Consider the following 23,965-nt stretch of genomic DNA (forward strand, 5'->3'; position numbering starts at 1 on the left):
AAGCGACGCAGAGAATCGCGTCGCCCAGTATCTGTTTTGTCATTCTTGGAAAGGGAAAACCTCTGACAACAGTACACAGCAAGGGAAAAGCATTTGTTGCTATCCCGAAGGGCCAGGACAGTGGCGACGATGCCGCCGATCATTCCCTCGAAACCGTCCTCGCGAGCCTCGAGGACTCCAAGGCTGAAGATATCGTATCTCTCAACATTGCCGGAAAATCGGCGCTTGCGGACTATATGGTTGTAGTCTCCGGGCGATCGAACAGGCATGTCTCGGCGATCTGCGAGCATCTTCTCAAGGATATGAAGGATGAGGGGTTCGGCAACGCCCGCGTCGAAGGTCTGGAGACCGGCGACTGGGTGCTGATCGATGCCGGCGATGTCATCGTTCATGTGTTCCGTCCGGAAATCCGCGCCTTCTACAACATTGAAAAAATGTGGGCGACGCCGGATATGCCGGAAGAAACGCTGCATTGATGCGGTGAGCCTTTGATCGAGTGCATCGTGTTTGCCGAAGGTCATATCTGACTTCGGTACGATGTCTCTGGCCGGAAATCGAACCGGCCGCATAGGAATCCGCAAGCTATGCTGTTAAGAGCGTGACCCTGTTTGTCACGACAGTCACAGGTTTGCGATGCGGATTTCGATTTTTGCGGTGGGACGGCTTAAATCCGGCCCTGAAAAGGATCTTGCGACCCGTTATATCGAGCGTCTTGCCAAGACCGGCCCGGCAATCGGGCTGGAGTTTTCGCGGGTGATCGAGGTTGCTGAAAGTCGGGCGTCGAATGCGGAGACACGCAAGCGCGAAGAAGCGGCGATGCTGGAAAAGCATCTGGCCGACGGTGCGGTGCTGGTGCTTCTCGACGAGCGCGGCAAGGCGCTGGACAGTCCGGCTTTCGCCACGTTTTTTGGCGACCTGCGCGACAGCGGCAAGCGCGACCTCATCATTGCCATTGGCGGGGCTGACGGTCTCGATCCCGCTCTTTACGACAGGGCGGCGGCCGTTCTCAATCTTGGCAAGCTTACATGGCCGCATCAGATCGTTCGCATCCTGATCGCCGAACAGCTTTACCGCGCCGTCACCATTCTTTCCGGTCACCCGTATCATCGGGTTTGAGCGGGTTTTTGGTGTAAAAATCGTCTCAATTTCAACATGAAGCTCCGCGACACGAAAAGGCGCAGACGCCTTTGCCGTTGTCCTCTTTCAGGCCTCTTGGAAGATCGCAGCAAAATCCCTAATATCAGTGCTTCTGCTTCGGCATCAAAGAAAGTTCAAATGGACAAGAGGTCTCAACGAAAACAGCGCGCTGCCCTTGCGGGTGCGGTTATTGCTGCTTTCGTCATTGGGGCCGGTCCAGGCTATTCGCGAGACGATGCGGGCGCGGCTCCGGCCGAGAACGGCGATTCATCGCCGGACGAACTGCAGACACTGGAAAACCGTCGTGACCAGAACCGCCAGGATCTGGAGGAATTGGTCGACAGTATCGGCCTTTCGGAGGACAAGACCCGCAATCTTGAGGAAAGCATTGCTTCCCTCAATCAGGACAGCGCCCGTATCCGGGAAGAGCTGATCGCATCTGCTGCCCGGCGCAAGGCATTGGAAACCAAGATCAGCGACGGTGAGGATCGCCTCGCCAAACTTTCCGTTCGAGAGGACGGCGTCAAAGCGTCGTTACGTGAAAGGCGCGGGGTGCTGGCGGAGGTTCTGGCCGCATTGCAGCGCATGGGTAGAAACCCGCCACCTGCCCTTCTCGTTTCGCCGGAGGATGCACTTGCCTCCGTGCGCAGCGCCATTCTTCTTGGTGCCGTCGTTCCGGGTATTCGCGGTGAAACCGACAAGCTGGTTTCCGCTCTCAAAGAATTGACTGATCTGAGGCAGGCAATCGCTCGCGAAAAGGACGATCTTACGGGTATGATGACGGCAAGTCTGGAAGAGGAAAAACGCCTCGACCTGCTGCTTGCCGAAAATGACCGTAGAAATACACAGACTGCGGCTGAGCTGGAGGCGGAACGCAAGCGATCCGAGGAGCTTGCGGGCAAGGCAACCAGTCTTGAAGGTCTGGTCAGCTCGCTCGAAGGCGAGATCACCTCAGTGCGGGAAGCAATGGAAAGGGCGCGGGCGGAAGAGCAGCGCGTGGCCCGTCTTTCGGAAGCAGAACGTGAAAAGGAGCGTGCCGCAGCGGCGGCTGGAATGCCCGATAAAAACCGCATTGCGCCCGCATATCCCTTCGCGAGTTTGAAGGGTAAGCTGGAGGTTCCGGTTGCGGGCGAGGTGCTTCGGCGCTTTGGCGATGCTGACGGTACTGGCCACTTTTCCAAGGGAATTGTCGTCGCGAGCGGACCGGAAGCCATCGTGACGGCGCCTGCAGACGGCTTTGTGGTGTTTGCCGGAGATTTTCGCAGTTACGGCCGGATGATCATCCTCAATACGGGTGATGGATATCACGTGGTGATGACGGGCATGGACAATGTGAGGACACGGCAGGGAATGTTTGTGTTCTCCGGAGAGCCTATCGCCTCCATGGGTGCAAAAAGAGTAGCGAGTGCAGCAGCATTGGCGCTGGAAACCGACCGGCCAACGCTCTACATTGAGTTCAGGAAAGATGGTGTGCCGGTTGATTCCCAACCTTGGTGGACCGCAAAAAATACCGGAAGGGCGCACAATGATTCGTAAGGTTTCGCTTCTCCTTATCGGTGGGCTTATGGGCGCCACGGCGATGAGCGTGATTTATTCGGCGAGCATGCCGGCACAGGCGGCCGGGCCTTCGACCTATAAGGAGTTGTCGATATTCGGCGACGTGTTCGAGCGCGTGCGCGCGCAATATGTGACGCCGCCGGATGACGAAAAGCTGGTGGAAAATGCCATTAACGGCATGCTCAGCTCGCTCGATCCGCATTCCAGCTTCATGAATGCCAAGGATGCCACCGACATGCGCACCCAGACCAAGGGTGAGTTCGGCGGTCTCGGCATCGAAGTGACCATGGAAAACGAACTGGTCAAGGTCATCTCGCCGATGGATGATACGCCGGCTTCCCGCGCGGGTATTCTTGCTGGCGACTTCATTTCGGAAATTGACGGTACACCGGTTCGCGGCCTCAAGCTGGAGCAGGCTGTCGAAAAGATGCGCGGTGCGGTCAAGACGCCTATCAAGCTGACGGTTATTCGTCAGGGTGCCGACAAGCCGCTCGACATCACCGTTGTGCGTGATGTCATTGCCGTTCGCGCGGTCAAGTCCCGCGTCGAGGGCGACAATGTCGGTTATCTGCGCGTCATCTCCTTTACCGAGAAGACCTATGACGATCTCGAAAAGGCGATCAAGAAGATCAAGGCGGACGTACCGGCAGACAAGCTGAAGGGGTACGTTCTCGATCTGCGCCTCAACCCCGGCGGTCTGCTCGATCAGGCGATCAATGTCTCCGATGCCTTCCTTGAACGTGGCGAAGTCGTTTCGACCCGCGGCCGCAATCCGGATGAGACCCGCCGCTTCAACGCGACGGCGGGAGATCTGACCGACGGCAAGCCGGTGATCGTGCTCGTTAATGGCGGTTCGGCCTCGGCCTCGGAAATCGTCGCAGGTGCGCTGCAGGATCTGCGTCGTGCCACCGTTGTCGGCACGCGTTCCTTTGGCAAGGGTTCCGTCCAGACGATCATTCCGCTCGGCGAGGCCGGTGCGTTGCGTCTGACCACGGCGCTTTATTACACGCCGTCGGGCAAATCGATCCAGGGCACGGGCATCGCGCCTGACATCAAGGTGGAACAGCCGTTGCCGCCGGAATTGCAGGGTAAGGTGACCACCGAAGGCGAATCCGGTCTTTCCGGCCACATCAAGGGCCAGAGCGAAACCGACGAAGGATCGGGTTCCTCCGCCTATGTTCCGCCGGAAGCCAAGGACGATATCCAGCTCAACTATGCGCTGGATTTGCTGCGCGGCAGCAAGACCGATCCGTCTTTCCCGCCGAATCCGGACAAGGCTGTGGTCAACAAGCAGTAAGATAGATGCGCCGGCCAGCCGGCGCATTTTTTCGATTGCTTAAAGCGGGTCGCGATTTCCAGATTCGCTGCTTTTGCTTTAAGTCCCTGTTTTTTTGCATGTCGTTATCGCAAACCGCCGCATAGTTTTGCGTGACATGCCTTGACCGTTTGGACGGACCGTTCATTGCCTTCGGACCTGCGAAAACCGCTTCTGGGTCGTCAGAAAAAAAGCGTCGGCATCAACCGGCGCTTTTCCGTCATTATGGTTTTGTCCGTGCTTGCGGTTTTCTCAATCGGCGGGCTCTCCGTCTATACGGCGCTTTCGCCAGGCAACCTGCAGAAGACGGCGTTGGGGCCAGATCTTCAGCTACAGCGGCCCCAAAGCACGCCTGAAACGGCGGCTGTCGATGGGGTCGGTTTTGCTGGGACGGCCGGCCTGAAACCGGAAAGCGGCCGCTCCGGCGCCAATATCAACCGGGAAACCATGCCGGACGGCAATGTCGTATCGGTCTATTCTCCGAGGCCCCGCGATGCCAACGGGCCGGTGCTGATGAGTGGCCAGACCTATGGTCAGGACCCGCGCATGGCCACTCGTCCCAATGAAGAGTTGCTGGAAGAGTCCGCTTTCGGAAGGCTGCCGGTCGTTGGCACCGATGGCCTGCGGCCAATGGAGCAATATGCGAGGCCCTGGTCGGGTGCGCGTGGCACCCGGGTGGCGATCGTCGTCGGCGGCCTCGGCCTCAGCCAGACGGGTTCGCAAAAGGCGATCCGGGATCTGCCGCCGGAGGTGACGCTTGGTTTTGCCGCGAGCGGCAATAGCCTGCAGCGCTGGATGCAGGAAGGGCGTCGCGAGGGCCATGAAATCCTTCTGCAGATACCGCTGGAGCCTTTCGGTTATCCCGGCACCAATCCCGGAGCGGACACGCTGCTGGCCGGCGATCCTGCAAAGGTCAACATCGACCGGCTGCATCGCTCCATGGCGAAAATCACCAATTATACCGGCATCATGAACTATCTTGGCGGGCGTTTCCTCGCTGAACAGGCGGCGCTGGAGCCGGTGATGCGCGATATCGGCAAGCGCGGGTTGCTGTTTCTGGATGATGCTTCATCGGCACAGTCGTTGAGCGGTGGGATTGCCAAGGCGATCTCCGCGCCGCAGGGTTTTGCGGATGTTCTGCTCGATGGTGAAGTGACTGAAAGCGCCATCCTGCGCAAGCTGGATGAGCTGGAGCGAATTGCACGCCGCAACGGTCAGGCGATTGGTGTGGCTTCGGCTTTCGACGAAAGCATCGCCGCGATTTCCAAATGGTCGCGGGAAGCCGGTGGGCGCGGTATCGAGATCGTTGGCGTTTCTGCGCTTGTTTCGCAGCAGGCGGGGCAGTAAACCTTCTGCACGGCTATTTCATGCGCCTTTGCGGCGCTCAGCAATGCGGGTTTCCCATGACAATCAAAGCAGAAGATTTGCCTTATCGCCCCTGTGCGGGAATAATGGTTCTCAACGCCGAAGGCCTTGTCTGGGCCGGTCGACGCATCAGCGAAGGTAATTCCGAATATGACGGCTCACCGCAATTGTGGCAGATGCCGCAGGGCGGTATCGATGATGGCGAGCGGCCTTTGACGGCCGCCATTCGTGAGCTTTACGAAGAAACTGGAATGAAGACGGTGACTTTGCTTGCGGAAGCGAGTGACTGGATCAACTACGATCTGCCGCCCGAACTGATCGGCATCGGTCTAAGGGGAAAATATCGCGGGCAGGCGCAGCGCTGGTTCGCTTTCCGCTTCGAAGGCGATGAAAGTGAAATCCAGATCGACCCACCGCCAACGGGCCACACGGCTGAATTTGATGCCTGGGGCTGGAAGCCGATGGAAAGCCTTCCGGATTTGATCGTGCCATTCAAGCGCGCGGTCTACGAGCAGGTGGTCGCAGAGTTCCGGCACCTCTCCGGCAAGTAAATAAAAAGGCGGCCATGGGCCGCCTTTTCTTTATCCAATGTCGAAAGCTTATTCCGCTTCGTTGGCGGAATCGGCGTTGAGCTGACCATATTTTTCCACGCCGATCTTGCCGAGCAGATCGAGCTGGGTTTCGAGGAAGTCGATATGGCCTTCTTCGTCGATCAGCAGGGCTTCAAACAGCTTCATGGAGACGTAGTCTCCGGCCTCGGAACAGATGTCACGCGACTTCTTGTAAGAGGTCCGGGCGTCGTATTCGCCCGCGAGATCAGCTTCCAGCACTTCCTTGACATTCTGGCCGATGCGCAGCGGCGCCAGCGTCTGAAGGTTGGGATGACCTTCGAGGAAGATGATACGATCAATGATCTTGTCGGCGTGCTGCATCTCTTCGATGGATTCAGCGCGCTCCTTCTTTGCGAGCTTTGTATAGCCCCAGTCGTTCAGCAGCCGGTAATGAAGCCAATATTGGTTCACCGCACCGAGTTCGAGAAAAAGGGCCTCGTTAAGCCGCTCGATGACTTTTTTGTCGCCTTTCAATGTCCGCTCTCCTGTTCTCTTCATGGAATCGCTTCAAGCGGGACATAAAATCAAAAACATCGGCCTCAGTCGAGTGGCGACGGGCGTGATATTCTTCTGTGGTTTTGATGATCAGGTCGACAACGGTCGGAAAACAGCCGCAACAGCGACCACGTTTTTCCATGGCGTGATACACTTTCGCAGGAACGATCAGCTGCCAACAGTCCTCGTCGAGGAGTTCGTTGATGACGTCCCGGATATCGTGATCGGTGATGTAATTGCAGCTGCAAACCAGCATGATGGACTGCCTGTATGACGCAACACGTTGTTTTCATTCTTAAACCAAAACAGGACACCAAATGTCAAGAAAAACCTCCTTTTGAATCGGAGCGGAATTTCTAGATTCATTCTAAACTATACAAAAACTATCGTATTTTCATTGGTTTAGCGCGCCATACTTTCCAGTGTTTCGTGCTCAAGTTTTTGTGCGCGGCAAAATTACCAGAGTAATTATCACGAAAAGTTTACTGATTTAGCTGCCGCCAAACTCAGGAGCAGCCGATCTCAGGCGAAATATTGCCCGCCATTAGCCGTCATGGTGGAGCCTGTGATGAAACCGGCCTCGTCGGAAACGAGAAACAGGACACAACGGGCGATTTCTTCCGGTTCACCCAGCCGCCCGACCGGAATTTGCGGGACGATCCGTTCGGCAAGCACTTTTTCCGGTATCGCTCTCACCATCTCCGTGCCGATATAGCCGGGGCAGATGGCGTTGACGGTGATGTTGCGGCTGGCGCCTTCCTGGGCGAGCGCCTTGGTGAAGCCGATATCGCCCGCCTTGGAGGCGGAATAGTTGGCCTGCCCCGCCTGTCCCTTCTGGCCATTGATCGAGGAAATATTGACGATGCGGCCGAAACCGCGATCCCGCATGCCCGGCCAGACGGGGTGCGTCATGTTGAAGACGCCGGTGAGGTTGGTGTCGATCACCTCGCGCCATTGCTCCGGCGACATCTTGTGAAACATCGCATCACGGGTGATGCCGGCATTGTTGACGAGAACCTCGACGGGACCGAAGGCCTCTTCCACCTTTGCAATGCCGTCGACGCAGGCGTCATAGTCGCGAACGTCCCACTGAAAGGCGGGGATGCCGGTTTCTTTCTGAAAGGCTTCAGCCCTGTCAGTCGTGAAAGCGTAGTTGACGGCTACCCGGTAGCCGGCTGCCTGCAAGGCGCGGGCAATTGCGGCGCCTATGCCGCTTGTCCCGCCGGAAATCAACGCAACCCGGCTCATATCGGCCTCCATGTCCTGAACTGCTTTTGCCGTGCTCAACGGCCACAGAAATACGGCCAATGGGAGGCTGCTTCTACCCTATTGTTCGCCGAACAGGAATTGATTTTTGGAAAGCCACGCAGCCGTTTCAGAGCGCCTCAATGCACATGGCGACGCCCATGCCTCCGCCGATGCAGAGTGTTGCGAGGCCCTTGGACACGTTGCGGCGTCGCATCTCGAAAATCAGCGTATTCAGGACGCGTGCGCCGGAAGCGCCGATCGGGTGGCCGATGGCGATTGCACCACCATTGACGTTGACGATATCAGGATCAAGGCCCAGCTCGCGCACGACCGCACAGGATTGGGCGGCAAAGGCTTCGTTGGCTTCGACAAGACCAATATCGTTGATCGACCAGCCGGCCTTGGCCAGCGCCTTTCGGGAGGCGGGAATAGGGCCGGTGCCCATGATCTGCGGATCAACGCCTGCCGTTGCCCAGGAGGCGATGCGCGCCAGCGGCTTGATGCCGCGCCTTGCCGCTTCCTGTTCCGACATCAAAAGTGTGGCGGCTGCGCCATCATTCAGGCCGGAGGCATTGCCTGCTGTCACCGTGCCTTCCTTATCGAAGGCGGGGCGCAGCTTGGCCATCGTTTCCAGAGTGGCGCCGGCGCGGATATGTTCGTCCGCATCGATGACGATATCCGCCTTGCGGCCCTTGACCGTGAAGGCCACGATCTCGTCCGTGAAACGGCCGGCACTCTGCGCGGCCTCAGCCTTGTTTTGCGAAGCAACGGCGAACTGGTCCTGTTCATCGCGGGAAAGCTGCCATTGGCGGGCGATGTTTTCGGCGGTGATACCCATGTGATAGCCATAGAATGCGTCGGTCAGGCCGTCCTTCAGCATGGTGTCGATCATCTTGAAATCACCCATTTTCACGCCGCCGCGCAAATGTGCGCAATGGGGCGCCATGGACATGGATTCCTGACCGCCGGCGATGATAATGGCCGCATCGCCGGTAACGATCTGCTGCATGCCGAGGGCGACGGCGCGCAGGCCGGAGCCGCAGAGCTGGTTGAGGCCGAAGGCGGTCGCCTCCTGCGGAATGCCGGCTTTCATGGCCGCCTGCCGGGCCGGGTTCTGCCCTTCGCCAGCCGTCAGCACCTGACCAAGAATGACTTCATCGACTTCGTTTGCCGCAACACCCGCGCGTTCCAGCACGGCATTGATGACGGTTGCCCCCAGCTCGTGGGCGGGTGTGTTAGCGAAGTGGCCATTGAAGGAACCGACAGCGGTGCGCGCGGCGCTGGCAATCACGATTGAAGGCAGGGTCATCTCTATTCTCCTCACATGCGGGCGGAGACTGGCAAAGCTTTCAATACAAGTCAAATGCCGAAAGTTGCTTTAAAAGATGTTGCTAAATCACCCGGGAATCTTGCGGAAAATTGCTGCGCAAAAAACAAACTGTTGCGATGCACAAAACATTTGTCAGAGGGCTCGTTTTGCGCATACACTTTGCGCCGGGAAGAGCACTAAGACAAAAAAAAGAAAATACCATCATCGCGAGGAGGCGGGCATGGCGAAACACGACGGCGAAACAATCATTAAAAAATACGCCAACCGGCGGCTCTATAATACCGGCACCAGCACCTATGTGACGCTCGATGATCTGGCGCAGATGGTCAAGCGCGGCGAGGACTTCAAGGTTCAGGATGCCAAGTCGTCCGAAGACATCACCCATGCGGTTCTGACGCAGATCATCGTCGAACAGGAAGCCAAAACCGGCAATACGTTACTGCCGACGGCGTTTCTGCGGCAATTGATCTCCTACTACGGTGATCAGATGCAGATGGTCGTGCCGACATTTCTCGAACATTCGATGAAGACATTCTCGGATCAGCAGAGCCAGATGCAGGAGCATATGGCTAAGGCGTTCGGCGACGGTTCGCTTGCCCGGAATTTTCAGGCGCCGCTGCAGATGATGGAAGAACAGATCCGCCGTAATACGGAACTGTTCCGGCAGGCGATGCAGGGATTCACGCCTTTCGCAATGCCGCAGGCGCCAAAGGAGACCCGCAAGCCGAACGCGTCCGAAATCGATGAGCTGAAGGCACAGCTGCGCGCATTGCAGCAAAAACTGGATCAGCTCTGATCTGTCTTGTGCGGGCCGATGTCGGGTTTGATCAACCGCATCGGCTGCTGCTTCGAACTTTCAACCTGCCGTTCTTTCCGGCACGCGCAGCAACAGTAGAAATCCAGCCCCCAGAAATACGATGAGCGTGGCCATGCCGATATGGGCGGAGCCGCTTATATAGGTTGCTATGGAAAACGACAGCGTCGCCATGAAACTCGTGGCACGCCCGGAAAGCGCGTAAATGCCGAAATAACGGCCCGCTTCTGCCACGGTGATATTGCGCGCGAGATAAGAGCGGGACGAGGCTTGGACGGGGCCGAAGGCGAGGCCGATCAGGACGCCATACAGCAGATAGGCCTTTTCCGCGCCTGTCGCGAAGATGCCGCCATTGTCCGCCGTCGATAATTGTATCCAGCCAAACAGGGTCGAGCCCTTTTCCGTGGAGACGATGCCGAGCGTGGCGAGCAGTAGCAGCACCAGACTGATGAGGATGGTGATGCGCGATCCGAGTTTCTGATCGAGCCGCCCGGCGGCAAAGCAGCCTGCGATGGCGACGACGTTGAGGAGAATGCCGAAGAGGCCGATTTCCATCGTCGCCCAGCCGAACATGCCAGCGGCGAACGCTCCGCCCAGAATGAGCACGCCGTTCACGCCATCCTGATAGAGCATGCGCGCGATCAGAAACCGCAACAGCGTCGGGCGGTAACGCAGTTCGCGGAGTGTCATCTTGAGTTCTGAAAGGCCCGAGCGGATCGCCGCTGCAAAGGGCAGGCCCTTTTCGGCGTCCGGGGTTAACAGAAACATCGGCAGAATGAAGATGAGATACCAGAGCGCAGCGAGCGGACCGGTTATTCTGGCGTCCTCGCCGGTTGCCGGGTCGAGACCGAAAAGTGGTTTGATGCCGGCGATGGTCAGCCCGGTCTGCGGGTTGGCGGCCAGAAGCGTCACCACCGCAATCAGCACCACCATGCCGCCCAGATAACCGAGCCCCCAAGCGAGATTGGAAATGCGCCCGACATTTTGCGGGTTGGTCAGTCGCGGCATCATGGAGTCGTTGAAGACGATAGAAAATTCTGCCGCGATGGAGGCGAGGATCATGCAGATGATCGGCAGGATAAGCGGTGAGCCTGGCGCTGCAAACCAGAGGAAAAAGAGGCTGACGATCTTGATGACGGCAAAAAAGGCGATCCACGGTTTGCGTGCGCCGGACTGATCGGCGATGGAGCCGAGGATGGGGGAGAAGAGGGCGATGATGATCGAGGAGACCGTCGCCATATTGCTCCATGTCGCCTGTGCTGAAATCGGATCATCGGTGAGACGGGCGACGAAATAAGGCCCGAAAACGAACGTGGTGACGACCGTGAAAAACGGCTGCGCCGCCCAGTCGAACATGACCCAGCCCCAGATGCCGCGTTTGGCAACCACTGTTTCCGCGTTTGGGGAGGGGACAGTCATTCATCGTCCTATCGGATAATCGGGGAGAATAGAGTGCGGGATGCCGGTCATCCGCTTCGTTTTTTGCCATCCGGGTCGGTAACCCGGATGGCGTTTTTAAGACTGCCGATCAGCGCGCCTGAACGATATCGCCAAGCAGCCCCGCCGCCACCGTCAGGCGAGCGAGGTTGGTATCGCCACTTTCGCTGAGTGCACCCAGCTCGGAAACGATGCGGTTCACCCGCACGCGGTCGGCGGCATACCAGGCCTGAACCGGATCTTTCTCCTTTGCATATTCCGTCAGCGCAGAGATGACGATCCGGCGTCGGGAGGAGGAGATCTGGTCCTGACTGCGCAGAAGAGCCAGGCTCTCGTAATGATCGGCCGGTGCGATGCGCTGGCTGGCGTCCAGCAGGCGCGCCACACGGAAGGTCGAGGAAACGGTGGCATAGCTTTCGGCGGCGCGGGCAAGCGTCGTGCCCGCACTTTCGGCGATCCGCATGATCTCTGGCACATAGACCAGCAGGGAAAGCGTATCCAGCTCTTCCAGAAGGGTGGAAGGAACGCCGTCGATTTCCGTGACGCCAAGCTCGCGGCGATATTTCGCCGCTGCAGGCGACAGCGTCTTGATGGCGGTTTTCAGGCGCTCGATCTCGGTCGCCATGTCGCCTGTTGCAGCGCCTGCGCTTCGGGTCTGCAGGTGAAGCCTGCTTGCATCGGAGAAGATGCGGGCAATGGTGGCATAAAGCCCGTTCTGGACTTGTCCCCCGATCTTGCCATCAAGCGCGTCGACCTCACTCCACAGACGTTTGAGACCGAAACCATCTTCGACGATGACGGCCGCCTTGACGACGTCAGCCGCCAAAAGACCGCTTGCATCGCCAAGTTTCTGCACGAAGCCCGGACCACCGCGGTTGACCACGGCGTTGGCGAGCGCGGTTGCAACGATTTCACGGTGCAGGCGATGTGCCTTGATATCGTCCGCATAGTTCTTCTGCATCTTGGCCGGGAAATAGTCGACGAGCAGATGCTGGAGATAAGGCTCATCCGGCAGCGGGCTTGCCACCAGTGCGTCGAACAGCGTCAGCTTGGCATAAGACAGAAGCACACCGATTTCCGGTCGGGTCAGCGGCTTGCCAGAGGCATATCTTTCGCTGAACTCGGCATTGTCAGGCAGGGTTTCGACCTTGCGGTTCAGCTGACCGGTTGCCTCCAGCGCGCCCATCAGGCGGCCAAGTTCTTCGCGGTTTGCGAGCCCCAGCCGTTCCGTCAGCGAGATCGCCAGCGATTGCAAGTAGTTGTTGCGCAGCACCAGCTGCGCCACTTCCGGCGTCATGGAGGCAAGAAGCTGATTGCGCTTCGGCATCGTCAAGCGACCGGTATTGACGGCGGAGGCGAGCGCGATCTTGATGTTGACCTCGACGTCGGAGGAATTCACCCCGGCCGAGTTGTCGATGGCATCGGAGTTGCAACGTCCGCCCGAAAGCGCATAGGCAATGCGGCCCTTCTGGGTGATGCCCAGATTGGCACCTTCACCGATGACCTTGGCGCGCAGTTCGGTGGCGTTGACGCGGATGGGGTCGTTTGCCCTGTCACCCACCTCGGCATTGGTTTCCACCGCCGCCTTGATATAGGTGCCGATGCCGCCAAACCAGAGGAGATCGGTCGGCGCCTTCAGAATGGCGGTCATGATCTCGAAGGGCGTGGCGACGGACTTGTCGAGACCGATGGCGGCCACGGCTTCCGGCGTCAGTGTTACCGATTTTTCGGAACGTGAGATGATCATCGCGCCGCCGGAGAGGGCCGAGCGGTCATAGTCCTGCCAGCTGGAGCGCGGCAGTTCGAAAAGCCGTTTGCGCTCAGTGAAGGACTTGTCGGTATCGGGATCCGGATCGATGAAGATATCGCGGTGATCGAAGGCGGCGATGAGCCTGATCTTTTCCGACAGCAGCATGCCGTTGCCGAAAACGTCGCCGGACATGTCGCCCACACCCGCCACGGTGAAGGGCGTGGTCTGGATGTCGGTGTCCATTTCACGGAAATGGCGCTTCACCGTTTCCCATGCGCCGCGGGCGGTGATGCCCATCTTCTTGTGGTCATAACCGGCCGAACCACCCGATGCGAAGGCATCGTCCAGCCAGAAGCCGGCGTCGCGGGCAAGGCCGTTTGCCGTGTCGGAGAACGTCGCCGTCCCCTTGTCGGCGGCAACGACGAAATAGGGGTCGTCACCATCGAGCCGCAGCGTATCGGCAGGCGGTATGATGGCGTCATCGACGATATTGTCGGTGATCGAGAGCAGGGTGCGGATATAGGTCTTGTAGGCCTCGCGTCCGGCATTAAAGACCTCATCGCGGGAGCCGCCGGCGGGAAGGTTCTTCGGGAAGAAACCGCCCTTTGCGCCAACGGGCACGATCACCGCGTTCTTGACCTGCTGCGCCTTGACGAGGCCGAGCACTTCGGTGCGGTAATCCTGGCCACGATCCGACCAGCGCAGACCGCCGCGTGCGACCTTGCCGAAGCGCAGATGCACGCCTTCGACCTCGGTTCCGTAGACGAAGATTTCGCGGAAGGGACGCGGATCAGGCAGGCCGTCCAGATGTTTCGGATCGAACTTGAACGCCAGGAGGTCTCTTGGCGTACCGTCGCCATTTTTCTGGAAGTAGTTGGTGCGAAGCGTCGCGTCGATGGCGTTGACGTAACGCCTCAGCGTGCGGTCTTCATCGAGATTGGGAACGCCGCTCAATGCCGCTTCGATCGCCTTGTGTATTTCGGCGAGTTTCTTCAGACGCTTCTTTTCGTCGATAGACGGGTCGAAGCCAGCCTTGAACAGCGCGAAAATATTGCGGGAAATGGCCGGATATTTGAAGAGCGTTTCGGAAATATGCTCCTGCGAATAAACAATGCCGGTCTGACGAAGGTAGCGTGCATAGGCGCGCAAAACAGAGACTTCGCGCACGGACAGGCCGCAGGCGAGGATCAGCCGATTGAAGTTGTCATTATCAACCTTGGCCGAAAAGGCGGCAAGGAAGGCTTCCTCGAGTTTCTGTCCGTCATGCGGCAGGTCGAGTGTCGTGCCCGCCGCGACGGATAGCTCCATGTCGTGCAGCACGATGTCGCGCTTACCGTCATCTGAAACGACACCGATATCGAAGGTACGTTCGCTGATGACGTTGAAGCCGAGATTTTCGAGCAGCGGCACACGGCGCGAAAGCGGCAGATGGCCGTCGCGGTGGAAAATCTTCAGCGACAGCGTGTCGGCCGACTGGCCTTCCTGCTGGTAGAATTCAATGCGGACCGGCTCACCATTGGCGGCAGCCAGAATGTCCGGCATGTCGCCGATCGCCTCTTCAGGCGTGAAGGCTTCCTGATAGGCCTGATCGACCTCCAGCACCGGCGCGCCCGGTTCGGACAGGGTGACGAGGTGGTCTATCCAGCGTGCCGCAATATCGCTGACGGCGTCTTCCAGCCTGTCCTGCGCGATGCGCGGTGTCTTGCCTTCCGTGCGGCCGACGATGAAGTGGACGCGGGCGACTGCACCTTCGGGGAAGGCGGGGTAATAGGCGGAAATATGCCCGTCATAGACCCTGCTCAGATAATCGCCGATCTTCTCGCGCACATAGGAATTATACTCTTCGCGCGGCACGAAGATGATGGCCGATACGAAGCGGTCGAAACGGTCGATACGGGCAAGCACGCGCACGCGTGGCCGGTCGCTCAGTTCCATGATCTGCTCGATGAAGCGGATCAGAAGGTCCGTCTCGATCTGGAAGAGGTCGTCACGTGGATAGGCTTCCAGCGTGTTTTGCAGGATGCGGCCGGAGTGGCTGTTCGGATCGAAGCCGAAATGCCGCTCGACATCCGCGACCTTGGCGCGCAGCAACGGGATCTGCTTGACTGAACGCGTATAGGCGGTGGCGGTGAAAAGGCCGACGATGCGCAATTCGCCGATGACGTTGCCGTCCTCATCAAAGCGCTTGATGCCGATATAATCCATATAGGCGCGGCGATGCACGATGGATTTTACATTGGCCTTGGTGACGATGAGGAAATCCGGGCCATCCAGGAAGGCGAGAATTTCAGGCGTCGTCGTTACGGCGTTCTTGCCGAGGCGCAGCACGCGCACATCCGGATCGCTCAGGCTGCCGAGGCCGACGCCGTCACCGCGTTCGATCCTGGCGTTCTTCCCCTTGCCGGAATAGGTGTAATCCCGCATGCCGAGGAAGGTGAAATTGTCATTGCGAAGCCAGTTGAGGAATTCGACCGCTTCGGTACGCTCGGTCTTGCGCCGCGAGGAGCCGCGCTTCGACAATTCGTCCAGCGCCTCGTCAAGCTTCGCCAGCATGGGCCGCCAGTCACGATAGGCGGATTGCACCTGTGTGAGGACAAAGCGCAGCCGTTCTTCCAGCGCTGCGGCGGCCTGCTGTGTCAGCGGCGCGATATGCAGCTGGATGAGGCTGATATTCTCGGCGGGATCATCCTCGGGTTCCGCAAGGCGGTAGCCAGCCTGCGCGTCGTCATCATGCACGAGGATGGGGTGGACTGCCAGATAAAGGCCGCGATAGCTGCTGGTGACCTCACCCATAACCGAATCATAAAGGAAAGGCATGTTGCGGCCGATAATGGTCAGGACGGTTACCGGGATATCGCGCGGTGAAACGCCTTCCACCTGGGTGATGCTGATGTGGGGCGTCTCTCTGGTCCAGTGCGAAAGCGCCTGGAAACTGTGAGCCGCGCTCGCCGCCAGCATCTCGGCGGAATAATATTCTATATCGTCGGCACTTGCCCTTCCATAAAGAATACCTGGATCAAGAAATTGGACATTTTCGGCAATTGCCTGCTGGCGCGCTTTTTCGATCTGTTTTTCGCGTTTTGGATTATTTCTGTAGCCCATTTGACGTGGATTCCTCCAAAAATCACACTTTAATGTAAAAAAGCACCGTCAATTTACGGATTTTGCCTTTTCAGTCGAATCGGATATTGGCGTGGAATTACGAAGAGTTTAAGAGGCTTTCGTATTTCTTTGGTTGGTAAGTGAAATTTTTTTGCTTCTTTTGCCATGAGGGTCTGTCGCGAAGCATTTGACAGTATTTTAGCGACTAATTTTTAGGCGGTTATTGAGCCGCCATGTGATGTTGCGGCCACGGTCGAAGCAAATTATTGATTTGCGCCTATTTTTGTGGTACACCAACGACACTGATCCACAGCGTGGCATTTGTGTGCCCAAAAACACCACGAAAGCAACACCTCTTTTGCACGCGGTTTCCGTGACATATCGAGCGTTTACGTTATCGAACCCCGCAATGCGGGAAGGTGTTTTTTTGCGTACACGGCTGGACCAGTGCGGAGTCACTTGACGGTTCCCCCGTCTCATCAGGGCCTGACCGACCCAACCCCGGCATTGCCGGGTATGTAACAGGGAGTTTTTAGAACGAATGACGACCCAGCAGAAGAAATCTCCAGCACATCACGGTTTCAAGACCGGTGAAGCGATTGTGTATCCCGCTCATGGTGTCGGTACCATTTCTGCAATCGAGGAACAAGAAGTCGCCGGCATGAAGCTTGAGCTTTTTGTCATCGATTTCGAAAAAGACAAGATGCGTCTTAAGGTTCCCGTCGCTAAAGCCGTGAGCATCGGCATGCGCAAGCTTTCCGAAGGCGATTTTGTCGAGCGGGCGCTGAAAGTGGTGCAGGGCAAGGCACGTGTGAAGCGTACCATGTGGTCGCGCCGCGCCCAGGAATATGATGCGAAAATCAATTCCGGCGATCTTATCGCGATCGCGGAAGTGGTGCGCGATCTTTACCGTGCCGAAAATCAGCCGGAGCAGTCCTATTCCGAGCGTCAGCTTTATGAAGCTGCTCTCGATCGCATGGCGCGCGAAATTGCCGCCGTCAACAAGATGTCCGAAACCGAGGCTGTTCGCCTGGTGGAAGTCAACCTTGCCAAAGGCCCCAAGCGTGGCAAGGCTGTTGAAGAGGACGATTCTCAGGACGAAGCCGCTTAATAACCGGCCTCTTCCTTCTAAAAAAACCCGCCACGAATGGCGGGTTTTTTGTTGCCCGATTGCACGATGCGCTTCAAAGAATGCGGATTCTCGTGCCTTTGCGCATGTGGGGCAGAATACGCCGCATGTCTTTAGGGTGGAGGGCGACGCAGCCGGCGGTCGGCTCATATCCCGGACGGATCAAATGCATGAAGATCGCCGAGCCCCGGTTGCGGCTTCTTGAGGTGATGTTCCAGTCAAGCACCAGGCAGACGTCGTAGAGACCGTCCTTGCGCATCATTTCTTCATGGCTTGGCGCAAAGGGCGTCTTGACCAGCCTGTTGTAATTGGCGCTACGGGGTTCGTCACACCATAGCATGGATCTGCGCGTCCGCTGCATCGGCAATGCCGTAGCGATGCCGGTATTACGGTCGCCGCGATAAAATCCATACAGCAGGCGGGTGAGGGAAATGGGTGATTTGCCGTCTCCCTCGCGTTTCATCGCGGTGCGGCCATTGCGCCCGATCGCGGCGGGAAAGGTGAGGTGCCCGAGCTGGACGATGGCACGGCTGGTTTTTGAGGGAGCCGGCCGAACCACGAGCGTTGATGCGCGTTTACGTTGTCTTGGCGAGGGTTTGCTCATGTTTTTCACGAGATTTTGCTTTGCAGGTTATTTAACGTGAAGTCATAGCACTTCGTTATATCATGGCAATGGGTTGACCTTTTACCGGCAAACCGCTGAATTGGCTGATAATTAGAGCGCCGTGCGTCACTATCGATGCACAGCGAGCGCTCTAACTCTTTTAAACTACGCCTCGTGCCTTCCTAAAATCGAGCCCGATTTTTTGAACCGAGGCGCTAAAGTAAGAAAGGCTGAGAATCCGAATGACGGCTCGCACAATCCTTCTGGTGGACGATGACGACGATCTTCGGGAGACGCTGACCGAGCAATTGTCTCCCTATGAGGAATTCTCGCTTCTGAGCGGTGCAAATGCCGCGCAGGCGATGCAGACCGCCAAGACCGCCCAGGTTGACCTCCTCATCATGGATGTAGGCCTTCCGGACATGGACGGCCGCGAGGCCGTGAAGCTGTTGCGCAAGGGCGGCTTCAAAGCGCCGATCATCATGCTGACCGGCCATGACACCGATTCCGACACGATCCTCGGGCTTGAAGCGGGTGCCAATGATTATGTGACGAAGCCGTTCCGCTTCGCCGTGCTTCTGGCGCGCATCCGGGCGCAGCTTCGCCAATATGAACAGAGTGAAGATGCGGTTTTCACCGTTGGTCCCTATCAGTTCAAGCCCAGCCAGAAGCTGCTGACGACCGAAGACGGCAAGAAAATCCGGTTGACGGAAAAGGAGGCGGCGATCATCCGTTATCTCTACCGCGCTGGCAGCGCCGTCGTTACCCGCGACGTCCTGCTGGAAGAGGTCTGGGGTTACAATTCCGGTGTGACGACGCACACGCTCGAAACGCATGTGTATCGTCTGCGTCAGAAAATCGAGCGGGATCCTTCCAATGCCGAAATTCTGGTCACCGAGAATGGCGGCTACAAGATCGTTCCCTGAACAGGGACCTGATGGCTTAGAGCCTGCCGGGCGCATCTGAAAAAACCGCGCGGCGCTCTAACGTCTTGTATTTTGAAGGCTGATATTGGAAAACCGCTATAGTGATGCAGGCGGTTTTCCGGAGTAACGAACGACATGGCCTTGACGGACGATATCATGCTGCTGGGGCAAGTGCCGTTGTTCGCTGGCTTCAGCGACGACCAGTTGCGGCTCATCGCCTTCGGTGCGGAGCGCCGCCGCGTATCGGCGGGCCAGACATTGTTCCGGGAGCATTCGCCGGCGGAATGCGCCTTTGCGGTGACATCGGGCCATTTCGAGCTTTTTACGGCGGGGCGAGACGGCAAACCCGAACTGCAGGCGACACCGGGCAAGGGAGCGCTGCTTTCGGAGCTTGCCCTTTTCACCCTCTGCGAACGGAAATTCACTGCCGTTGCGGCGGAGGATTCCGAAGTCATACGGATAACGCGCATCCTCTTTCACCGGCTGGTGGAGGAGTTTCCGGAGGTCGCCGATATCGTGTCGGCGCGCATCCGTGACAATATCGCCGCGCTCGCGGCGGGTGCGGCCCGTTTACAGAACCGCTTCGTCTGAGATCGTCCGGAAAATGCCGGTTCAGAACCGGAAATGGGCTGTAACCGGAACGTGGTCCGATGGTCGGTTCCAGCCGCGCGCCTCCTGCAATATGTCGATTTTTTCGAGCGAGGCGCCGAGATCCTGCGACGACCAGATATGGTCGAGACGGCGGCCACGATTGGCCGCTTCCCAATCCTTGGCGCGGTAGCTCCACCACGTATAGATCTTTTCCGTCTCCGGCACGTTCAGGCGCATCAGATCAAGCCAGTTGCCCTGCTTCATGATATCAAGCATGCCGTCGGTTTCGACAGGCGTGTGGCTGACGATCTTTAGAAGTTGTTTGTGTGACCAGACGTCATTTTCAAACGGCGCGATGTTGAGATCGCCGACGAGGATGGAGGAAGTGCCGGGCACACCATCGGCGCGCAGCGCCTTCATTTCCTCGATGAAATCGAGCTTGTGGCCGAATTTCGGATTGATCGACCGATCCGGCTCGTCGCCACCGGCCGGAACGTAGAAATTATGCAGCCGCACGCGGCGCGACCCGACCTGAAAAATCGCCGAGATGTGACGCGCATCGCCGATACCGCAATAGTCCTGCCGGTGGTCTTCGGTCAGCGGGATTTTCGAAGCGATCGCCACACCGTGATAGCCCTTCTGGCCGTGGATGATGACGTGCTCGTAACCCAGTGCCTTCAGCGGCTTCATCGGAAACTCGCCATTCGGGCATTTCGTTTCCTGCAGGCAGAGAATGTCGGGTTTGTAACGCACCAGAAACTGCTCAACGATCGGCATTCTCAGCCTGACAGAGTTGATGTTCCAGGTGGTTATCGAAAACGACATGCATGTGCTCCGCGTTTGCTGCCCCGAACCCCGTTGTTTCGAGACATGTTTCCGGGGCGCAGGCTTATAACATCGTGATGAAAACGGGAATGTATTTTAGCGGCAAAATGAAAAAGGCGACCGCGAGGCCGCCTTCGAACCGTTTTTCCAAAATAGACGGTGCTCAGCCGCGCTTGCGCACTTCCTCATAGTTGATGTTGAAGACGCGCTCATCGAGGTTCACGCCCGTCTGGACGTTGAAGATCATGACGGTGGTGTCCTTGTTCTGGGCGTCGGTCGTTGTCCATTGCCTCAGATCGAAGGTTTTCGGGTCGAACATCAGGGTGATGGTCGAATCGCCGAAGATGCTCTTGTCACCCAAAACGATGGTGGTCAGGTCTGACTCTTCCTTCACGTTCCGGACCTTCTGGTTGCCGAGATCGATCTTGTCGGACAGAAGCAGGCTGAGAGGGGTCTTGGACAGCGGATAGAGATCCCAGGTCTTCAGCTTCATGTTGCCGATAACCACATTCTTGCCATCGGCAATGACCCGCATGGGTGAGGGGTCTTCATAATTGAAGCGAAGCTTGCCCGGCCGTTCGATGTAGAATTTACCGCCGGTCTGTTCGCCGCGCGGGCCAAACTGCACAAATTCGCCCATCATCGTTTTGACCGACGAGAAATGATTGGCAATTTTCTGTGCGGTTGCGCCATTGCCGGCTGCCTGGGCAAAGGCGTCAAGCGGCGACAGGCCCGCCATGACCGCAGCCATGGAAAATGCCGTCAGCACGCCACGCCGCGTCATCCCTTTTTCAGGTGCGCTTGCGGTGGCCGTTTCGCCGGTAGTGAGGTCGTTCATTCTGTTCTCCTTCATCGCAGCGATTGTCCGCATAAAAGGCGGCGGCTTCATGACGTTGGACGCGTGTAATAACGCTTCTCAGCCCCGCTTGGTTGCCCGACGCGTCGGGCCTTTGCTTTGTGCATGTCGTTACCCCGAAACCGCTAAGCACTTTCGGGCGACATGTCATTACCGCTCGATGATGTCTGCTTCCGTTGGTACGAGGATTTCGCGTTTTCCAGCATGGTTGGCGGGGCCGATAATGCCCTCCTGCTCCATGCGCTCGATCAGCGAAGCGGCGCGGTTATAACCGATGCCAAGACGGCGCTGCACATAGGAGGTAGAGGCTTTTCCGTCCCTCAGCACGACGGCCACGGCCTGATCATAGGGGTCTTCGGAATCGGAGAAGTTTCCAGCGCCAGCAGGGCCGCCGCCATTGCCTTCCTCGTCGTCTTCCTCGGTGATCGCCTCAAGATATTCCGGCGAGCCTTGTGTCTTCAGATAGGCGACGATTTCCTCCACCTCGTTGTCGGAGACGAAGGGGCCGTGTACGCGCTGGATGCGTCCGCCGCCCGCCATATAGAGCATGTCGCCCATGCCGAGCAGCTGTTCGGCGCCCTGCTCTCCAAGAATGGTGCGGCTGTCGATCTTCGACGTCACCTGGAAGGAGATGCGGGTCGGGAAGTTCGCCTTGATCGTGCCGGTGATGACATCGACGGACGGACGCTGGGTGGCCATGATGACGTGGATGCCGGCGGCACGCGCCATCTGCGCCAGACGCTGCACCGCGCCTTCGATGTCCTTGCCGGCGACCATCATCAGGTCAGCCATTTCGTCGATGATGACGACGATATAGGGCAGGGGCTTCAGATCGAACTCTTCCGTCTCGTACATCGCCTCGCCGGTCTGGCGGTCGAAGCCGGTCTGCACGGTGCGGGTGAGGATTTCGCCCTTGTCGAGCGCCTGCTGCACGCGGCTGTTGAAGCCGTCGATATTGCGCACGCCGATCTTCGACATCTTCTTGTAGCGTTCTTCCATCTCGCGCACCGTCCATTTCAGGGCCACGACGGCCTTTTTCGGATCGGTGACAACGGGGGAAAGCAAATGCGGAATGCCGTCATAGATCGACAGTTCGAGCATTTTCGGGTCGATCATGATCAGGCGGCACTGTTCCGGCGACAGGCGGTAAAGCAGTGACAGGATCATGGTGTTGATGGCGACGGACTTGCCTGAACCGGTGGTGCCGGCGACCAGCAGATGCGGCATCTTGGCGAGATCGGCGATGACGGGCTCGCCGCCGATCGTCTTGCCGAGCGCCATGGCGAGCTTGGCCTTGCTGTTTTCGAAATCGCGGCTGCCGACCAACTCACGCAGAAACACCGTTTCGCGCGTCTGGTTGGGAAGCTCGATGCCGATGGCGTTGCGGCCTGGAACAACGGCGACACGCGCGGCAATCGCGCTCATGGAGCGGGCGATGTCATCGGCAAGACCGATGACGCGCGAGGATTTGATGCCCGGTGCGGGTTCCAGTTCATAGAGCGTGACGACCGGACCGGGGCGGACATGAATGATCTCGCCCTTGACGCCGAAATCTTCGAGAACGCCTTCCAGAAGGCGGGCATTCTGCTCCAGCACTTCCGCGCTGAGCGTATTATCGCGCACGACATTCTTGGGTTCGGCCAGAAGATGGACGGTTGGCAGCTGGAAACCGTCGGCGGCGATAAAGGAGGCCTGCGCCTCCCTTGCCACGCGTTCGCTGGGTTTGGGGCGTGCGGAGGCGGCGGCTATTCTGGGCTGCCCGCGTCCCGGCGCCTGTCTGGGAGTGAATTTCTGATCGGCTTCGTCGGCATTGTCGTCGTCCGAGAGGATGCCGCTCGGCAGACGGCGTCCGTCCGCATCGAAAGACGGCTCGTCATCCATGTCGCCGTCATGATCGAGAGCGATGGAAGGAGGCGACATCTGCCGACGCGATGCGGCGCGTTCCTCGAAAGATGGTTCGGCGCGCTGGTCGAGGCGGTTGATTGCGGTCTTCAGGCGGGAGGGTTCGTTCAGGGTGCCGAATTCATATTCGTTGAAATCGTAAGGGTGTTCGAATTCATCGTGCAGGGACTTCGACTTCAGGCCGAACAGGCGGCGCAAGCGCGCCTGGGTGGTATACCAGTAATGTGTGAGCGCGCCGAAGGCGAGAATGTTGGCGAAGAAGCCCTCACCGTCGTCTTCGTCATCCTCTTCGACCTCACGCGCGGCGCGAGCCTTGTTCGCAACCGGCGCCGGTTCTTCCCGCTCGAGTTCATCGTCCGAGCCGCCGACAACGCCTGCGGCAAACAGCATCAGCCAGGCGGCGGGTGCTGCAAATATGGCACCCAGCACGGTGGCAACGGTGCCGGTCGGGTAAGCGCCAATGAAAAGGGCGGGAAAGCGGAGAATCATGTCACCGATGACACCGCCGATGCCGTTCGGCAGCGGCCAGGTGACGGGGGCGGGAAAACAGCCGAGCGAGGCGGCGCAGACGATGGTACCTGCGACCCAGGCGACGAGGCGGACGGGTATCCGGCTGAATTTGCGGCCGGCGATCAGGGTGATTGCCCAGGCGATGACCGGGAGAAGGGAAATGATTGCGGAAAGCCCGAGGAACTGCATGACGATATCGGCGAAGATGGCGCCGCTGTAACCCAAGAGATTGGTGGGCTGGTTCCCCGTGGCATAGGACAGGCTTGGATCCGCCACATTCCATGTGGCGAGAGCGGCAATGCCCAGCGCGATCGTCGCGAGCAGAGCGAAACCGGCCAGAGCCATGATCTGACGCACGAAAAACGCCGTCAGCACGAAGCGCGTGTGACGACCATCGAATGTCGGAGAATGCATTCTGCCCATGTCCCTGAACCCGTCATTTTTGTGGTTTCGGCAAGATC

Annotated in this window: 20 protein-coding genes; 10 read left to right on the top strand and 10 right to left on the bottom strand. The window is 58.2% G+C overall.

Annotated features, from left to right (window positions below):
• Window positions 1-29 precede the first annotated feature (29 nt).
• The 6 genes from rsfS (at window position 30) to DXT96_RS15560 (ending at window position 5,925) form a co-directional block, all read left to right on the top strand.
• A complete protein-coding gene (rsfS, locus tag DXT96_RS15535) occupies window positions 30-476 on the top strand; it encodes a ribosome silencing factor (protein ID WP_174374386.1) in 447 nt (148 codons plus the stop codon).
• A gap of 157 nt (window positions 477-633) precedes the next feature.
• Window positions 634-1,116, top strand: coding sequence for a 23S rRNA (pseudouridine(1915)-N(3))-methyltransferase RlmH (gene rlmH, locus DXT96_RS15540; RefSeq protein ID WP_149900403.1), 483 nt, complete (start codon window positions 634-636; stop codon window positions 1,114-1,116).
• A gap of 159 nt (window positions 1,117-1,275) precedes the next feature.
• Entirely contained in the window at window positions 1,276-2,673 is a 1,398-nt protein-coding gene (locus DXT96_RS15545) for a murein hydrolase activator EnvC (RefSeq protein WP_149900404.1), read from the top strand.
• Window positions 2,663-3,991 (top strand): S41 family peptidase, encoded by a 1,329-nt coding sequence (locus tag DXT96_RS15550; protein WP_153515449.1) that lies wholly within the window; start codon window positions 2,663-2,665, stop codon window positions 3,989-3,991. Before DXT96_RS15545 ends, DXT96_RS15550 begins: the two co-directional genes overlap by 11 nt.
• Before the next feature lie 165 nt (window positions 3,992-4,156).
• Window positions 4,157-5,356 (top strand): divergent polysaccharide deacetylase family protein, encoded by a 1,200-nt coding sequence (locus DXT96_RS15555; protein WP_153515592.1) that lies wholly within the window; start codon window positions 4,157-4,159, stop codon window positions 5,354-5,356.
• A 56-nt stretch (window positions 5,357-5,412) separates the two neighbouring features.
• A complete protein-coding gene (locus tag DXT96_RS15560) occupies window positions 5,413-5,925 on the top strand; it encodes an RNA pyrophosphohydrolase (RefSeq protein ID WP_153515450.1) in 513 nt (170 codons plus the stop codon).
• 48 nt (window positions 5,926-5,973) lie between these two features.
• Here DXT96_RS15560 and bfr read toward each other — a convergent pair whose 3' ends face one another.
• The 4 genes from bfr to DXT96_RS15580 form a co-directional block, all read right to left on the bottom strand.
• Window positions 5,974-6,459 carry a bacterioferritin gene (bfr, locus tag DXT96_RS15565; protein WP_046799648.1) on the bottom strand — a complete coding sequence of 162 codons (486 nt, stop codon included), beginning with the start codon at window positions 6,457-6,459 and terminating at the stop codon, window positions 5,974-5,976.
• Entirely contained in the window at window positions 6,425-6,736 is a 312-nt protein-coding gene (locus DXT96_RS15570; protein ID WP_080600126.1) for a bacterioferritin-associated ferredoxin, read from the bottom strand. The genes bfr and DXT96_RS15570 overlap by 35 nt, the downstream gene beginning before the upstream one ends.
• Before the next feature lie 266 nt (window positions 6,737-7,002).
• On the bottom strand, window positions 7,003-7,728 hold the full coding sequence (gene phbB, locus DXT96_RS15575; RefSeq protein ID WP_153515451.1) for an acetoacetyl-CoA reductase: 726 nt from the start codon (window positions 7,726-7,728) through the stop codon (window positions 7,003-7,005).
• A gap of 127 nt (window positions 7,729-7,855) precedes the next feature.
• Entirely contained in the window at window positions 7,856-9,037 is a 1,182-nt protein-coding gene (locus DXT96_RS15580; RefSeq protein ID WP_153515452.1) for an acetyl-CoA C-acetyltransferase, read from the bottom strand.
• A 241-nt stretch (window positions 9,038-9,278) separates the two neighbouring features.
• Here DXT96_RS15580 and phaR point away from each other — a divergent pair, with 241 nt between their 5' ends.
• Entirely contained in the window at window positions 9,279-9,854 is a 576-nt protein-coding gene (gene phaR, locus DXT96_RS15585; RefSeq protein WP_003520279.1) for a polyhydroxyalkanoate synthesis repressor PhaR, read from the top strand.
• Window positions 9,855-9,914: 60 nt separating this feature from the next.
• Here phaR and DXT96_RS15590 read toward each other — a convergent pair whose 3' ends face one another.
• Together DXT96_RS15590 and DXT96_RS15595 are read right to left on the bottom strand one after the other, a co-directional pair.
• Window positions 9,915-11,291 (bottom strand): MFS transporter, encoded by a 1,377-nt coding sequence (locus DXT96_RS15590; protein ID WP_153515453.1) that lies wholly within the window; start codon window positions 11,289-11,291, stop codon window positions 9,915-9,917.
• Window positions 11,292-11,400: 109 nt separating this feature from the next.
• A complete protein-coding gene (locus DXT96_RS15595) occupies window positions 11,401-16,161 on the bottom strand; it encodes an NAD-glutamate dehydrogenase (RefSeq protein ID WP_153515454.1) in 4,761 nt (1,586 codons plus the stop codon).
• 541 nt (window positions 16,162-16,702) lie between these two features.
• Between DXT96_RS15595 and DXT96_RS15600 the strand changes: the two genes are divergently transcribed.
• Window positions 16,703-17,272, top strand: coding sequence for a CarD family transcriptional regulator (locus DXT96_RS15600; RefSeq protein ID WP_004444078.1), 570 nt, complete (start codon window positions 16,703-16,705; stop codon window positions 17,270-17,272).
• A gap of 73 nt (window positions 17,273-17,345) precedes the next feature.
• Here DXT96_RS15600 and DXT96_RS15605 read toward each other — a convergent pair whose 3' ends face one another.
• Window positions 17,346-17,894, bottom strand: coding sequence for a L,D-transpeptidase (locus tag DXT96_RS15605; protein ID WP_153515455.1), 549 nt, complete (start codon window positions 17,892-17,894; stop codon window positions 17,346-17,348).
• Window positions 17,895-18,136: 242 nt separating this feature from the next.
• Between DXT96_RS15605 and DXT96_RS15610 the strand changes: the two genes are divergently transcribed.
• On the top strand, window positions 18,137-18,820 hold the full coding sequence (locus DXT96_RS15610; protein WP_003492637.1) for a response regulator transcription factor: 684 nt from the start codon (window positions 18,137-18,139) through the stop codon (window positions 18,818-18,820).
• Window positions 18,821-18,955: 135 nt separating this feature from the next.
• On the top strand, window positions 18,956-19,411 hold the full coding sequence (locus tag DXT96_RS15615) for a cyclic nucleotide-binding domain-containing protein (RefSeq protein ID WP_046799641.1): 456 nt from the start codon (window positions 18,956-18,958) through the stop codon (window positions 19,409-19,411).
• Window positions 19,412-19,432: 21 nt separating this feature from the next.
• Here DXT96_RS15615 and DXT96_RS15620 read toward each other — a convergent pair whose 3' ends face one another.
• The 3 genes from DXT96_RS15620 to DXT96_RS15630 all read right to left on the bottom strand — a co-directional run bounded on the left by DXT96_RS15620 (window position 19,433) and on the right by DXT96_RS15630 (window position 23,918).
• Complete coding sequence (locus tag DXT96_RS15620; RefSeq protein WP_052818693.1) at window positions 19,433-20,236, bottom strand: exodeoxyribonuclease III; 804 nt, start codon at window positions 20,234-20,236, stop codon at window positions 19,433-19,435.
• 163 nt (window positions 20,237-20,399) lie between these two features.
• A complete protein-coding gene (locus DXT96_RS15625) occupies window positions 20,400-21,125 on the bottom strand; it encodes an outer membrane lipoprotein carrier protein LolA (RefSeq protein ID WP_174374317.1) in 726 nt (241 codons plus the stop codon).
• Between the two features lie 117 nt (window positions 21,126-21,242).
• Window positions 21,243-23,918 (bottom strand): DNA translocase FtsK, encoded by a 2,676-nt coding sequence (locus DXT96_RS15630; RefSeq protein WP_174374316.1) that lies wholly within the window; start codon window positions 23,916-23,918, stop codon window positions 21,243-21,245.
• Between the last annotated feature and the right edge of the window lie 47 nt (window positions 23,919-23,965).

Source organism: Agrobacterium sp. ICMP 6402 (assembly GCF_009498615.1).
Lineage (GTDB): Bacteria > Pseudomonadota > Alphaproteobacteria > Rhizobiales > Rhizobiaceae > Agrobacterium > Agrobacterium burrii.